The organism is Candidatus Cryosericum septentrionale, assembly GCF_003570995.1.
Classification (GTDB): Bacteria; Caldisericota; Caldisericia; order Cryosericales; family Cryosericaceae; genus Cryosericum; species Cryosericum septentrionale.
Window position 1 is genome coordinate 1 of the sequence record NZ_QXIY01000013.1, and the last position, 15,043, is coordinate 15,043.

Sequence of the window (15,043 nt, forward strand, 5' to 3'; positions counted from 1 at the left end):
GATACTGCCGTCAACATCGCCATTGACGCTATCGACCGTATTCGCGACGTGGCGGAGTCTCACGACCGTGTGTTTGTCGTTGAGGTCATGGGCAGAGACAATGGCTCCATTGCACTCGAAGCTGCTCTGGCGACTGGCGCCGACATCGTTCTGACCCCGGAACTGCCCTTCAGCATCCCCAAACTCATCACACGCCTGCACGACGACGTCATGGCGCAGAAGAAACACCACATCATCGTCATGGCAGAAGGCGCAGGGCATGCAGAGGAGCTATCGCACTACATCAATGCCAACCTGCCGGTGGAGTGCAGGGCGACCGTCCTTGGCTACGTCCAGCGAGGGGGGAGCCCCACGCGCTTCGACCGCATCCTGGCCAGCACATCGGGCGAAGCGGCAGTTGTCGCTCTCAGTGAAGGTCACTCGGATGTCGTCGCAGGAACACGCGACGGGCATATTGTCCTTCAGGAGACGCTCGAAACAGTCACCCGGCGCAACCTTCTCAAGCCAGAGCTTGTGGAACTGCTGAAGAGAGTATCCATCTAGCCTTGCTTCATCCCGGGAGGACCAATTGGGTCGAGTCTTCAAGTCACTGACTTTCCAGATCATTGTGACTGCCCTGCTCATCGTGGGTATCTCGATGGCGATTCTGAGCAACCGCCTCATTGTTGGGTTTCAGAACGAACTCGTCAACAAGGAGAGCGAGACCCTCCAGGCCATAGGATCGCAGGCCGTCGAGCGCTGGAACCGCATGTACCGCGAACTGTTCAACAGTTACAAGTTCGACAGGTTGAGCCAGACCAGGCAGAACGAACTGATGAACATCTTCCTCTCCAAATCCTATTATGACTACATCAACGTGTTTAAGGACAACTTCCCCAGTGTCAGCATCGGGTATCAGATCAGCCTCTTCACCCCAAGCCTCGTCTACCTGACCGACGCGTCGCACAACCCATTACCCAAGCTGACCGTCGCTCTTCCATTAAAGGCAGGCACACAAACACTCGGCTACCTGATCGTCGACAGGGACATGCCTCAGGTCCTCGCTCCCTTGCAGCGCGTCCGCTTCGAGGCCTTCAAGACTTCGACTGTCTCCATCGGGCTGAGCGGCGCAGCAACCATCGTCCTGCTGACCTTCTTCCTGATACGGCTGCTGTCCCTGCGCCGCAGCGTCGTCCGACTCAAGACCAACCTCGACACGCGCGTGCCACGCGGTGGAGGGGAGCTGGGAGAGATCTCGCGCGTTGTCGCCGACCTGGCACACTCACTCAAGCGGAGTATCGAAGAAGCGAAGGAGACCGAGGCCCTCAAGACGCTCGGCATCTTTACGACCGGCATCGCCCACGAGGTACGCAACCCGCTCACAAGCATCAAGGGATATGCAAGCCTTCTGGAGAAGAAACTGCAGGGGCGTCCCGAAGCCAAGTACATCATCCCCATCCGCAGCGAAGCCGACCGCCTGGAAGCGCTGGTCAAGGACCTCCTCACCTTCGGGCGCCCATCTCCGGTCCAGCCGATCGAATTCGATCTCCAGGAGTTCTTTGCTTCGCTCGGCGAGCTAATGGCGGAGCAGTTCAAGGATGGCCACACGACGCTCGACCTCCAGGTGCCACAGGTCATGGTCACCTGGGATGCGCGCCAGACCGAGCAGATGTTCATAAACCTGCTGCAGAACGCCATACAGTCGATGCAGGACAAGGAAGACGGAGCTGTCACCGTCACTGCAAAGACCGACGCGGATCGGGTCATCGTCGAGGTACGTGATGTCGGTGTTGGTATCAAGAACGAGGACAGGCCCAAGATGTTCACACCGTTTTTCACGACCAAGGAACATGGTACAGGTCTTGGCCTTCCCATTTCCCAGAAGATCGCATCTTTCCACAATGGGGTTATCACCTATGAGAGTACAGAGGGAGCAGGTACCACGTTCACTGTCAACATGCAGCGAATCATCGATCCTGGTGTTTGACTCGGACTTCGAACCCGATAAAATGTGCAATTGCCTATGAAAACCCTAAGCAAGCTCATTCTGGTCGTAGACGACGAGGAAAACATACGTGAACTGCTCCGCGAATCACTTGAGGACGAGGGCTATCGCGTCAATGTCGCCAAGAACGGCCAGGAAGCAGTCGAGAAGGTTAAAGCTATGAGCCCGGACACGGTCCTGATGGACGTCAAGATGCCCGTCATGAGTGGTATGGATGCTTTTCTCAAGATCAAAGAGTCCCAGCCTGATCTCCCCGTCATCTTCCTGACAGCATTCGGTTCGTCGGATCTCGCCATTTCAGCCATGAAGTCCGGCGCCTATGACTATCTGACCAAACCGTTTGACATCGATGAGGTAAAAATCAAGGTGAGGAGGGCTCTTGAGCTTCGCGAACTGTCATTTCTCTCAGGACGAACCCGCCCCGAGGACCTTCCCATCATCAACAGCGATGAGCTCGTTGGCCAGAGTCCACTCATGCAGGAAGTCTACAAGCAGATCGGCAAGGTCGCCAGCTCGGACGCGACCGTTCTCGTTCTCGGCGACTCAGGCACCGGCAAGGAGCTGGTCGCCAAGGCCGTTCACAATAACAGCCATCGGAAAGACTGTGCGTTCGTCGTTGTCAACTGCGCAGCCATCCCGGAGAACCTTCTCGAAAGCGAGTTGTTCGGTCACGAAAAGGGAGCCTTCACTGATGCTTTCGAGACACACATCGGCAAGTTCGAGCAAGCCTCCAGTGGCACTATCTTTCTCGACGAGATCGGCGACATGTCGCTGCCGCTTCAGGCCAAACTGCTGCGAATTTTGCAGGATGGAGGCTTCGAACGCGTCGGCGGCCATGAGCACCTGACATCGTCCGCACGTGTCATCGCGGCCACGAACCAAGACTTGACCAGACTGGTCTCTGAACGGAAGTTCCGCGAGGACCTGTTCTATCGTCTCAACGTCATTACACTACGGCTTCCCCAGCTGCGCGACCGGCGCGGTGATATCGTGTTGCTAGCTCGCCACTTCCTCAGAAAATATGCCGCCAAGTACGGGCGCGACGTCACCGAGATTGCGGACCAAACCTTGGAGCGCCTCGATGCATACGAGTGGCCGGGAAATGTCAGAGAGCTGGAAAACGTCATCGCCCGGGCAGTCATCATCTCCCAGGCACACGTGCTCCTTCCCGAAACAGTGGACCTTGGCTCTCAACCCATTCTGCATCGGCGCGAGGAGTCTTCAGCTCCTGAGAGTCAGCCGCTGGTGGCACAACCCGCGCAGCCGCAGCCCGTCGCCGCAGACGGGAACGGTGGGCTTCATCTGTCAGACGCCATCCAGCAAATGGAGATCGACATGATCCGCAAGGCCTTGCACGAATCCGGCGGCAACAAGACCAAGGCCGCCCAGATCCTCGGCATCTCCCGCAAATCGCTGTTCAACAAGATCCGGGACTACAAGCTGCAGGACCGGGACCAGTAGCGACGACATCCTGTAACTGATCTCCTCACTCTACGAAGCCCCGGACATGAACCACCGGGGCTTCTCTTATTCTCGGCAGTATAGGTGCAGCCGCGTGCCCCCTCTTTGACAAGAGCTGCCGAGAAAGGTACCATTATGCAATCATGCGAACAAGCCGAACTGCCAACATAGCGTCCGTCGTAGCATCGGCGTTCGTCTGGGGAACGTCCTTTACCGTGTCCAAGCTTGCCCTGCGCTCGATTCCGCCGCTTTCGCTCGCGTGGATACGCTTCGTGCTCGCAAGCGCCATCCTGCTCGTCTGGCTGCTCTTTCGTCACGAAGACCTCCGTCTGGACCGCCGGGCATTCGGCGCCATGATTCTGGGTGGAGTCCTGGGCTATACGCTGAACCACATCTTTGAGAACGTGGGACTTGCCCTGTCAACGGCTTCCGAGATCTCGCTCATGATGGGCGTCTTTCCCGTGCTGTCGCTCCTGGTGGAGGCTCTTGCCTACCACAAGAGGTTCTCGCATACCGCTGTCGCGGGCATTGCGCTGTCAGTCGTCGGCGTCGTCCTCATCGTCAACCCACGTTCGCTGGGAGGGACTCTGGGAGGGCACCGCCTGCTTGGCGATGGACTCATCATCCTCTCAGGCATCTGCTGGGCATTCTACAGCATTCTGGTCAAGAACTTGTCCAAGAACAGCTCAGCCAGCAGGACTGCGATGTTTCAGATGTTGTTCGGCAGTGTCGTCCTGCTTCCTCTGGTAGGGGTGTTCGAGCGGCCAGTCTTCCCAATCCCCGCCGCAGCTGTCTGGGCCGTCATCTATCTGGCAGTTTTCTGTTCGGTCGGAGGGTACTCACTGTACAACTATGGGGTCGCCAGAATGACATCGACCCAAGCGGTCAACATCCTCAACCTTATCCCGGTCTTCGGTGTGCTGACCTCCTGGGTCGTGCTGCACGAAACAGTGACAGTGATGCAGCTGGCCGGCGGAGCCGTCGTCCTTCTGGGCGTCCTGCTCAGTCTACGCGATTCTTCGCCTTTGGCTTCTCCTTCATGACCACGACGGGTCCCAGAACCGTCGGGCCCACGTGACAGCCGACGACACAGGAGACCCTGTTATATTCGACCGGTACGTGGAGCACGGATTCCATCCAGTCTCCGAACTCCTTGGCTTCATCCCAGTTGTCGGCCCAATGTAACCCTGCAGACACCACGCCATATGAGGCCATTTCCAGGACCAGTTCCTTGAGTCGTTCCTTGCCCGCCTTGATTGTTCGGATCTTGTTGTGCGTTACCATGCGGCCAAGGTCGTCAAACCAGACAATAGGTTTGAGCTGGATGATCGTCCCGATGAGGGCCTGCGCGCCCGTGAGGCGGCCGCCCTTGTACAGCCAGTGGAGCGATTCCATGATGAAGTAGACCCACGTGCGGTCCCGCAGCTCGGTGAGCGCTTCAACGATCTGAGCACGACTCTTGCCCTCATCTGCCATGCTCTTGGCCAGCCTGCCCATCGTAAGCTGGCAGTAGCCGCTTTGGCGAGAGTCCACGATGGAAATCCGATCCTCGGCCTCCAGCGTCTGGGCGGCAACGCGACCCGCATTGACGGACCCCGAAATAGCCCCTGATATCATGACACAGACGATTTCGTCTCCAGCCTCCACGATCGGCCGGAAGATGCGCACCAGGTCGTCGGGATTGGTCTGCGCGCTCTCGAAGATGACGCCCTCCCGCTCCTTCTTGTAGAACTCGGCCGGCTTAATGTCGACGCCGTCGCGATAGAGAGTCTCTCCTTCACGGACGTAGAGAGGCACCATGACCATACCTGCCTTCTCGAAGTCCTCGACAGTCATGCCACACGTCGAGTCCATGATGACTTTGATCATTCGACTCCTTTCCAGGGCCCCTCTGTGGGCCGCCTGTCACCATTTTCTGGTGTCACTTGCAGACACGTCCATCGTGCTACACGATAGCATGAGGGTCGGCGTCGCTGGCTGGTCCGACCAGATGATCTGGTCACGACGCCTTCATGATGATGCAAGGCCCGAGAAGGTCAGGTCCCGTGTGCACGCCCAGTACACACGACAGCTTGGTATATGACACGGGGGCCTGGAGGATTTCCTCCATCTCGGCGTGGAACCCCTGAGCCTCATTCAGATTGTCCGGCCAATGCAGGGTCGCAGCCTCGACCCCGTTCTTGCCACAGTCTGCGACAAGCTGGCGCATGTGGTCCTTGGCAACCTTAATGGTTCGTGTCTTGTCGTAGGACGTCATGCGTCCAGCCTCGTCAAACCAGACAATCGGGTTCAGCTTGATCACGGATCCAACGAAGTACTGTGCTCCCGTCAGACGACCCCCATGGAACAGCCACTTGAGTGATTCCATGATGAAGTACGTGCGTGTCCGACTCCGAATGTCGGCAAGAGCCCGAACAATTTCCACGCGACTTTCCCCGGCATCGGCCATCTTCTTTGCCGTGTGACCAAGGTATGCCTCACCGTACCCGGATTCCAGAGAATCTACGACAGTAATCCTGTCTTCGGCACCGAGCATCTGGGCAGCGACATGCGCTGCGTTCACGGAACCAGAGATGGCGCTTGAGATGAGCACACATACGACTTCGTCGCCAGCTTCCACGATGGGCTTGAACACGGAAACCAGGTCTGCAGGGTTTGTCTGAGCGGTCTCATAGATGAGACCCGCCCTTTCCCGCCGGTAGAACTCGTCGGGAAAGATATCCACCTGTTCTCGGTAGACCTTGTCGCCGTCCCGGACATAGAGAGGGATCATCGTTATGCCTGACTGGTCGAACTCCTGTCTGGTCATGCCTGTTGTCGTGTCCATGACAACTTGTACCATGTGTCGTTCACCTCTGCGTATTCGCTTGTGTAGTTTACCAGAAAAAACGGTTCGCAACAACCAGCCAAGGTTGAGATCTCGCCCCGGTACCACTGTGGCATCCTCTTGCACCGCTCCAGCATTGCAAATCAGCCTTGCCACCGTACAATATTTGTAGTCTGCAGTACATGGCTGACTGGCAAAGAGGTGGTCTTGGCATGAGGCACTCGGGAGACCGTGCAAGACAGGACATGGAATCGTGAGGGCGGCTTGAGGCGAATTCTCCGCGTCGCAGGGCGCGCAATCCTTATATCCTCGCTCGCGGCGGTGTCATGGCTCATCCTCGGCACCCGGCCCCTGTTCTATCTTGCGACCCTCATCACAACTTACACGGCAATCATGGTCCCGCTGGTATTGCGGACAAGTGACCGCACCAGGGTCGTGAAGCGTCTGCGACAGGCGGTCGTGCAGATGAAGTCACAGGACACGCTGACGATCTCTCTTGAGGGCATCCCGCGACGTTCCCCTCTCTCAATCTGGCTCCAGCCGCTGGTCCCTGAATACATCATCCGCGAAAGCTCCTCGTGGCATGACCGGACGTACGTCCTGCAGTTCCACGTTAACCGTCGAGGGGTGTATGACCTGGGAGAGGGTATCCTGACCGTGACCGACCCTCTGCGCCTGTTCCGCATCAGCAGACGCCTGACAGCAGATGAGAAGCTCACGGTGTTCCCCACGATCCTCCCCCTCGAGAAACTGCGCATCTCCCTGACCTCTCCCCTCGATGGTCAGCGCGTCAAGTTCGCACCCAACTATGATGTCTCGCAGCTTGCGGGAGTGCGACCTTACGAAAGTGACCCCATGAACCGTATTCACTGGAAGATGAGTGCTCACCGAGGTGAGCTCATGGTGAAGGAGTTCGCCCCATCCGCCTCGAAGACCGTCGTCGTCCTGCTCAACCTGACGCTTCGGCGCGAGCCCAGCTTTACCCTGGAAACCTTCGAAGACTACATGACCATGGTGGGCGCCAGTGTCCTCCAGTATTCCTATGACCGCAAGCTGCCCTTCGGACTTACCGTTCTGGGAGAGGAGACACTCTCCTCCAATGGATTCTCAAAGGACGCGACTCATCTGTTCGCCTGTTATCGCCTCCTTGCGCACGCACGAGCCCGCATGGACAGGGAACCATCCAGTACGGTGTTTCTCGACTATCTCAGACGGGAACGGCTCCGCATCCCCGCCCGCTCACAGCTGTTTCTCATCCAGCACGAGCTGAAGGAAGAGGAGATTGGAGCGCTGCTTCGCATGCAGGCGCAGTTCTCACGTATTTCGATCTGCCTGTTCCCGTATGGAAGCTTCCTGTTGTACGGTGAGCGGGCGGTCCCGTACTTCATGCCCGATATCGAACAGATTGCACGCCTCAAGCAGACGCAGAAGATCCTGAGAGATGCCAGCGTGGACCTGTCCATCATCGGCCTCAACGATACGCTTGCTGCTCTGGGAGAGACCTGACCATGAACCACGAGAAATCACTGCTGCATGTCTCCTTCATGATGGTAGCGACACTCCTGGTCTTCTGGACGGCACGCGCTACCATCCCATGGTGGGTCGTGCTGCCCGCACTGGCTGTTCTGGTGGCAGGACCATGGCTGGGGCGGCACAGGTTAACGTGGGAAGCCATCATCGCCATTGCTCTGGTGAGCGTCCTGGCCACAAACAGTCAGCGCCTGGCCATCGACTACGCGGCACGCTACCGGGAATTCTTCTTCCTCCTCGTGCCAATGCTCTTCTACGCCGGCATCGTTCTCACCAGGCTGAAGACTCCCGGGAAACCGGTTTACCTTGGCAACATCGTGTGGCTGGCACTGCTGATCACACTGGACGTCGCAGGCGCCGCCGTGTCAATCGCCGTACTGTCACTCCTCCTCGTGCTGGCACTGCTGCTCGCAGGAACAGACGAGGATCGGCCGAGGTTTCTGCAGCGGCTGATACCGGTTGCCATCATCCTGATCGTGGTCACGGTCCTGGCGACGTCATTGCCGGTCGAGACGGGCCCGTTCAGCGCATCGACTGCCCAGAGTCTGCAGGACTTCCTGTTTGGCCGTCCTACCGCCGTGGACTTCATCACAAGACGCCATACCACGAACTGGTGGAAGCCCTGGCCGGCCGCTGCGACAAGTCTCCTCGGCTCCTGGTTGATGCGAATTTCACTCGCCGAAGAGCTCCAGGTTCTCGTCGGTTCCCTGCTGGCGGCTCCACTCATGATCCTGCTTGCGTGGATATTCCTCGGAGCTGTCCTCCAGCAAGGACCGGGAAAGTCTCTGCGGAGACTTGTGCCTGTCCTCCTCCTGTTGCTCGGCATGAACTGCATCTTCCTCATTCTCATAAGCATACACAGCAAGACTCTGAACGCGCTGATGTTTGGCCCTTCTTCGCCCTGGATCATCGACGGGAAACTTCTGGTGCCGCGTACCTGGCAGATGTTCCTTGCGCTCAGGTTGAAGGTCAATCTCTTCCCCTCTTCTGCCGTCATAGTGTTGCGGCTCGTCCTGCACAACCTGTCGATCCTGACAGTGCTTTATTGCGGCGTCACGTGTGTTCGGCAGGCTTTTGCAACGCAGTGGGACCGCCTCGAGGGTATTGGACGCAGGCGTGACCGCATCATCATCAAACGAACCATCAAGAGGATCCGCGGTCTGGATGACGAAGACTTGCTGCGCGACCCACGTGGGACAGTCATCGCGATCTTCTATATGGCCGCCAACGCGTTGTATCCACTCGACCTTGCGATGGTGCGCGGAGAAACGCCGACAGAACTGACCGCTCGCGTCGCCCGGTGGTACCCTGACCTGGCCGAGCACGTCGACGTCCTGGGACGACTGTTCTACATCGCCCGCTACTCGAAGATCGACGTGACTCCCGATCAGGTGAGGCTGGCCAAGGCCACCTACCAGAAACTGCTGGAGATGCTGAAGGCCGAGGCCCGGCATCCACGGATCAGAACTGATGGACCATTGCCCGTTTCCCAGTAACCCGATCGGCCTGTAACGTGCCGGGGACCCTGCCCGATGTAGTGAGTGAGGCGAGATGGAGACAGCAGGGATTCGTCAGATGAAGGCACCGCCAGAGGGGCGCCCTAACACGGCGGCACCCTCCACTGGTTTCCGCGTGTTCTTCAGGACAGCGGGGGCCGGTCTGCTGGTGTCGCTGCTCATGCTCGCCCTCGCCCTTCTCCTCCGCAGCGCTTCCTTTCTCGTCGTCGGGCTCGCCGCACTATCATATACAGTCCTTCTGTGCGGTATACTCACTGTCGAGTACCAACGGCTTACAGTTACGAGCGTCCTTCGCCACAGTGTCGCGACGGTACGCCAGCCAAATATGCTGACGTGCACTGCCTCCGGGTACAGGGTCACAGGTCCTGTGCTGCTGTCTGTCGAACCACTGCTCCCGCCTTACGTGATCCGGCGCCACAGCAGAAAAGACGACGACGGCACGACCGTGTTCTTCGACGCCACCCGCAAAGGGCAGTACTCTTTGGGCTCCGCCCGCATCTCACTGCAGGATCCACTGGGCATCTTCCGCATCCAGCGCTCGGTTCCGTCCCAGCTGACCCTGACGGTCGTCCCGCGTCCAATCTCGCTTGCGGCGATGCACATCGCGCTCACGTCACCTCTCGACGGACAGCGTGTCCGCTACGCTCCCAATGTCGATACCAGCCAGCTCACAGGAACCCACCCCTATGACGGGGAGCCGATGAACCGCATCCACTGGAAGATGAGCGCCCACACGGGAACGCTCGTCGTCAAGGACTTCACTCCCTCGGCGTCTCAGACCATCATCCTGCTGGTGAACTATACTGTGCACCTGGATACGGGCTTCACGCTGGAAGCGCTGGATGACACTCTGTCCACTGCGGCAGCAAGCATCCTGCACTATGTTCATGACCGCAACCTGCCCTTCGGCCTCGTGGCAATCGGGTCCCATACGGACTGGACGGGTACCGGCCGCGACCGCGTGCATCTTCTCTCCTGCCTCACGGCCGTAGCCAGAGCCCAGGCCGTACAGACAGAAGACCCCGGCATCGTGCTGGACTGGCTGAACCAGAACGCACGCGTGATCCCGGCGCAATCACAACTGGTTCTCCTCGCCCACGAGATGGACGAGACGGAGGTCGTGCACTTGCTCAAGCAGCGCGAACACTTCGCGCGCATCACCATCATCCTGTTCCCGGAAGGCACGTTCCTCCTGCCGGGCGAGCACCAGGCACCTTATTACCTGAAGGATACGCCGAGACTGCTCCGCCTGAGGTCTCTGCAGCGCGTGCTCAGGGAGAATGGTATCGAACTGACGATTGTCGGACTGAACGACCCGATCACCACACTCGCCAGTGGCTGAGGAGACTATCATGGACACGACACGCATTGCCCGGCTGATTATCGCCAATAGTGCCTGCTTCCTCGCATTCTGGATCGCCCGTCTTGCGGTGCCCTGGTGGTTTGGCGTCGCAGCACTCGTTCTGCTGAACATCGCGTTGCCACACCGCAACCAGAAACTCTTCCGACTCTATCACGGTCTCGAGACGTGTCTTATCATCGTCTATCTTGCACTGACTGCCGACCGGCATACCCTGCAGGAGCTTCTCGCCATTCTCCTGCTCACCGTGTTGTTCGAGCTCTATTTCTGGTTTGTCGGCAACCTGACGCTGGCTGCCGAGTCGCCCGCCCATTTCCTGCGCATCAGTATCATCGCGTGCTGCTACGCCGTCCTTGGCAATACAGACCCCCTGGTAGCCACCATCGTGCTGACCATCATGCTGGCTGCATCGATGCTCTCGGCGGTCACCGCTTCCGACCCACGAGCAGCCAGACGGCTCCTGCCTGGATTCGTCATCCTCCTGGTCGTTTTCGTGGCGGCAGTCGCCTCCCCTATCGTGCAGGCGCCTACCCTGCCCAGAACCGCCGTGTGGCTGCTTCCAGGGACACCTGCGTCCACACCGAAGCCCGCGGGGACGGGCGGACTGCCTGTGAACCTGCCTGCCCTTACACTGCGGCACGTCATGGAGGACCACTTCTGGGAGCTGTTCGGCTTCATGTATCTCCCACTGGCCATCATGACCGCGGTGCTGATCGCTGCAGTCATTGTCTCCATCTCGATCCTTCACAACACCTGGGGAAAGACCATGCGTGCGTTGATCTTCCCTCTCGCGTTCATCGTGACGGCTCTGATCTTTGCGATCGTCTACACGGGAGCCAAGACCGGACAAATTGCAAACGGCATCGCCCAGGCAGGGCGTGTCCCGGGGGAGAATTACGATGACATCGTCGAGGCACTGCGGGAGCGCAACGTCCTTCCTCCCAGAAACAACGAGATCAAGGCTACGCTCGAGGCCATCGTCGCTACCGTGTACTGGATAGGAGCCAGTCTCCTTCTGGTGTCGATTGTCGCCAGCATCCGGGACATGATCTTTGAGTTCCGTCACGAGGTCCTGCTGTCGATGCTCGACCGGTCGGAGCGCAAGAAGGTCATCCGGACCGTACGTCGGCTGGTTTCGCTGAACGACGGCATCCTGATGAAAGACCCCGTGACCAGTATCACGGCGCTGTTTGCGATGGGCGTCGAGGCGGTCGCGACAGTCGGGCCGCGCCTGCGGCGGGGAGAAACCGCCAGCGAGTTCGCACAGCGCGTGTCGGTCGAAGTCTCTGCCTGCGCAGGCGCAATGAGTCAACTCGCGACACTCTTCGGCAAAGCGCGGTACAGCCGTCCCAGCGTCACCGGGGAAGACGTCCTTGTGACCAAGGCCGCACTGCAGGATCTCCAAACATGTGTCCGCAGCATGCGCAACGAAGCCCGGGCTTCGCAACGACCGGTGCGGGGTCGTTGATTTCGAGCTGAACGGTCTACAATGGAGAAGATAGCAGACTACAGAAGGAGCAGACGATGAACGAAAACCTGAACAAAGCCATATCCTACGTCGAACAGTACTTTGTTGGCAAGAATACGGTTGTCGACGTGGCCTTTGCAACACTGCTCGCCGGCGGGCACATCTTCCTCGAGGATGTCCCCGGTCTGGGCAAGACAACACTCGCCAACCTCATCTCCCGCTCGCTGGGGCTGCAGTTCAAGCGTATCCAGTTCACTCCGGACCTCTTACCGTCGGATATCTCCGGCGTCTCAGTCTATGACCAGAAAACGCAGGAATTCCGGCTGAAACGGGGACCGATCTTCACCAACCTTCTGCTGGCAGACGAAATCAACCGCGGCACCCCCAAGACGCAGTCAGCGCTTCTCGAGGCCATGGCTGAATACCAGGTCACTATCGACGGGACCATCGTCAAGCTGGACCGCCCGTTCGTGGTCATGGCGACCATGAATCCCATCGAGTACGAGGGTACGTTCCCGTTGCCCGAGGCCCAGCTGGACCGCTTCATGGCCCGGCTGACGATTGGATACCCGAGCAAGGACAAGGAAGAAGAAATCGTTACCGGCTTCTATGCCCGGGTCAAGGTTATCAGCGACGACGTCCGTATCGTCTCCCGTGACGACCTGACAACGATGCAGAAAGAGGTCGAGGGCGTCTTCATCGCGCCGGAACTCATCAGCTACGTCGTCTCCCTGGTCGACGCCACGCGGCACGACGATACGGTCTACCTTGGACTGTCTCCCCGTGGCAGCATCGACCTCATGCGCCTCAGCAAGGCGTACGCGTATCTCCAGAATCGCGACTTCGTCATCCCGGATGACATCAAACTGGTTTTCCCGTTCATCTCGGGACACCGGCTCATTCTGCAGGCTGAAGCCCGTCTCCGGGGCGTTACAACTAACGAGGTCGTGACCAATACTCTCAAGAACGTCCCGATTCCCAAGCTGGCAGACTACAGCAAGCAATGAAGCGGTACGTCCGCCCTGCCTCGCGCGGCCTGACTCTCGGGGCCGAGCTGACGGTGCTGTGGCTCATTCTGGGCAGTGACGTCTCGTTGTGTCTGCCGCTCTATCTGGTCAAGAAACATGAGCGACACACTCGTCCCGGGATGCGTACAGGACTCTTGTCGCCGCCGTCAAGACCGAGATTGAGAGCAAACGAGCCCCTCATTCGCGCGTCGTCACAATCAAGCAGACAATTTAGCACGCGACGTCCTTCCCAGAACAGGTATTCTGGTTCTGTCAAGCCCCTGAGCCGCATCTTCACAATGCTTGACGCACTCCCTAACCCACCGTAAAATAATCATGTGCCTGCTGAGGGTGCCACAGTCTGAAGTATCCCGCGCAGAATGAGTCAAGACCATCAACAGTACTTGGGGGCGATACGCATGCGATACGTAATCAAGCGCACAGGTGAGAAAGTACCCTTCGACCAAGCCAAAATCCGCATCGCCATCACGAAAGCCGGCAAGGCTACGAAGGAATTCGACGAGACTGAATCGGAACGCCTGACGCGCATTATCGTCGCCCAGATCCCCGATGACATCGCCACGGTCGAACAGATCCAGGACCTCGTCGAGCAGACGCTCATGGAGTCACGCCATCACAAGACGGCCAAAGCCTATATCCTCTACCGCGAGCAGCACCGAAAGCTGCGCGACCTCAAAACGCTTCTCGACCCCCGCGAGACAATCCAGAAATACCTGGAGAAACTGGACTGGCGCGTCAACGAGAATTCCAACACCAGTTACTCTCTTCAGGGGCTCAACATGCACCTTGCGACCAGCGTCGTGAGCCGGTACTGGTTGAACGAGGTCTATCCGCCGGAAGTACGGGACGCGCACGTCAACGGCGACATGTACGTGCACGATCTGGGGTACCTGGCTGCCTACTGTGTAGGATGGGACCTCAAGGACCTTCTCCTGAGGGGACTCGGAGGCGTGTACGGCAAGGTCGAAAGCAAGCCCGCCAAACACTTCCGCTCGGCGCTGGGGCAGATGGTCAACTTTATCTTCACCATGCAGGGCGAGGCGGCCGGCGCACAGGCGTTCAGCTCGGTCGACACCTACCTTGCGCCCTTCATCCGCTACGATCACCTGCGCTATGACGAGGTCAAGCAGGCCGTGCAGGAATTCGTGTTCAACATGAACGTCCCCACACGGTCAGGCTTCCAGTCCCCCTTCAGCAACATCACGCTGGATCTGCGCCCGCACGGCGCCACGGCCAGCGAGGCAGCCATCATCGGCGGAAATCCTGTGCCCGAGACCTACGCGGACTTCCAGCCGGAGATGGACATGTTCAACCGTGCTTTCGCCGAAGTCATGCTTGCCGGCGACGCCAAGGGCCGTGTGTTCTCGTTCCCCATCCCCACGTACAATATTACAAAGGACTTCGACTGGCAGAACCCTGTCTACGACCCCATCTTCGAGATGACCGCCAAGTTTGGCATCCCGTACTGGAGCAACTTCGTGAACAGCGACATGGACCCGGACGATGCCCGCTCAATGTGCTGTCGTTTGAGGCTCGACACGCGCGAACTACGGAAGAGAGGCGGCGGGTTGTTTGCGTCCAATCCTCTCACCGGCTCCATTGGGGTGGTCACCATCGACCTCCCACGTATCGGCTACCTCTCTCATAGCAAAGACGAGCTGTTCGAGCGCCTGTCCCACGTCATGGACGTCGCTCGCACGTCGCTCGAGATCAAGCGCAAGATCATCGAGAACCTGACGGCGGCAGGACTCTACCCCTATTCGCGCCACTACCTTGATGCAGTCAAGCAGTGCAACGGGTTCTACTGGGCCAACCATTTCAACACGATCGGCATCAACGGCATGAACGAACTCCTGCTCAACTTCGCC

Annotated in this window: 12 protein-coding genes; 10 read left to right on the forward strand and 2 right to left on the reverse strand. The window is 58.6% G+C overall.

Annotated elements, in window-relative coordinates:
* From SMC1_RS03235 to SMC1_RS03250, 4 genes are all read left to right on the forward strand, one after another.
* Window positions 1-543: 6-phosphofructokinase (locus SMC1_RS03235; protein WP_207799281.1), on the forward strand; the 543-nt coding region annotated here is incomplete at its 5' end.
* Window positions 544-568: 25 nt separating this feature from the next.
* Window positions 569-1,966: a sensor histidine kinase gene (locus tag SMC1_RS03240; RefSeq protein ID WP_119085367.1), complete on the forward strand. Its 1,398-nt coding sequence runs from the start codon at window positions 569-571 to the stop codon at window positions 1,964-1,966.
* Window positions 1,967-2,002: 36 nt separating this feature from the next.
* Window positions 2,003-3,445 carry a sigma-54-dependent transcriptional regulator gene (locus SMC1_RS03245; protein WP_119085368.1) on the forward strand — a complete coding sequence of 481 codons (1,443 nt, stop codon included), beginning with the start codon at window positions 2,003-2,005 and terminating at the stop codon, window positions 3,443-3,445.
* A gap of 143 nt (window positions 3,446-3,588) precedes the next feature.
* The gene (locus tag SMC1_RS03250) at window positions 3,589-4,488 is read left to right on the forward strand and encodes a DMT family transporter (protein WP_119085369.1); all 900 of its coding nucleotides are present in this window, start codon (window positions 3,589-3,591) and stop codon (window positions 4,486-4,488) included.
* On the opposite strand, the gene SMC1_RS03255 is transcribed toward SMC1_RS03250, so the two are convergent.
* Complete coding sequence (locus SMC1_RS03255; protein ID WP_119085370.1) at window positions 4,448-5,314, reverse strand: DegV family protein; 867 nt, start codon at window positions 5,312-5,314, stop codon at window positions 4,448-4,450. The two genes, SMC1_RS03250 and SMC1_RS03255, sit on opposite strands and share 41 nt — an antisense overlap.
* Window positions 5,315-5,444: 130 nt before the next feature.
* Complete coding sequence (locus SMC1_RS03260) at window positions 5,445-6,287, reverse strand: DegV family protein (RefSeq protein ID WP_119085371.1); 843 nt, start codon at window positions 6,285-6,287, stop codon at window positions 5,445-5,447.
* 249 nt (window positions 6,288-6,536) lie between these two features.
* On the opposite strand from SMC1_RS03260, the gene SMC1_RS03265 reads away from it, so the two are divergent.
* From SMC1_RS03265 to SMC1_RS03290, 6 genes are all read left to right on the forward strand, one after another.
* Complete coding sequence (locus SMC1_RS03265) at window positions 6,537-7,778, forward strand: DUF58 domain-containing protein (protein ID WP_119085372.1); 1,242 nt, start codon at window positions 6,537-6,539, stop codon at window positions 7,776-7,778.
* A gap of 2 nt (window positions 7,779-7,780) precedes the next feature.
* Entirely contained in the window at window positions 7,781-9,298 is a 1,518-nt protein-coding gene (locus tag SMC1_RS03270; RefSeq protein ID WP_119085373.1) for a DUF4129 domain-containing protein, read from the forward strand.
* Window positions 9,299-9,377: 79 nt separating this feature from the next.
* On the forward strand, window positions 9,378-10,661 hold the full coding sequence (locus SMC1_RS03275; RefSeq protein ID WP_207799282.1) for a DUF58 domain-containing protein: 1,284 nt from the start codon (window positions 9,378-9,380) through the stop codon (window positions 10,659-10,661).
* Window positions 10,662-10,671: 10 nt separating this feature from the next.
* Window positions 10,672-12,147: a DUF4129 domain-containing protein gene (locus SMC1_RS03280; protein WP_119085375.1), complete on the forward strand. Its 1,476-nt coding sequence runs from the start codon at window positions 10,672-10,674 to the stop codon at window positions 12,145-12,147.
* A 56-nt stretch (window positions 12,148-12,203) separates the two neighbouring features.
* Window positions 12,204-13,154 (forward strand): AAA family ATPase, encoded by a 951-nt coding sequence (locus SMC1_RS03285; RefSeq protein ID WP_119085376.1) that lies wholly within the window; start codon window positions 12,204-12,206, stop codon window positions 13,152-13,154.
* Window positions 13,155-13,573: 419 nt separating this feature from the next.
* Window positions 13,574-15,043: ribonucleoside triphosphate reductase (locus tag SMC1_RS03290; RefSeq protein WP_207799283.1), on the forward strand; the 1,470-nt coding region annotated here is incomplete at its 3' end.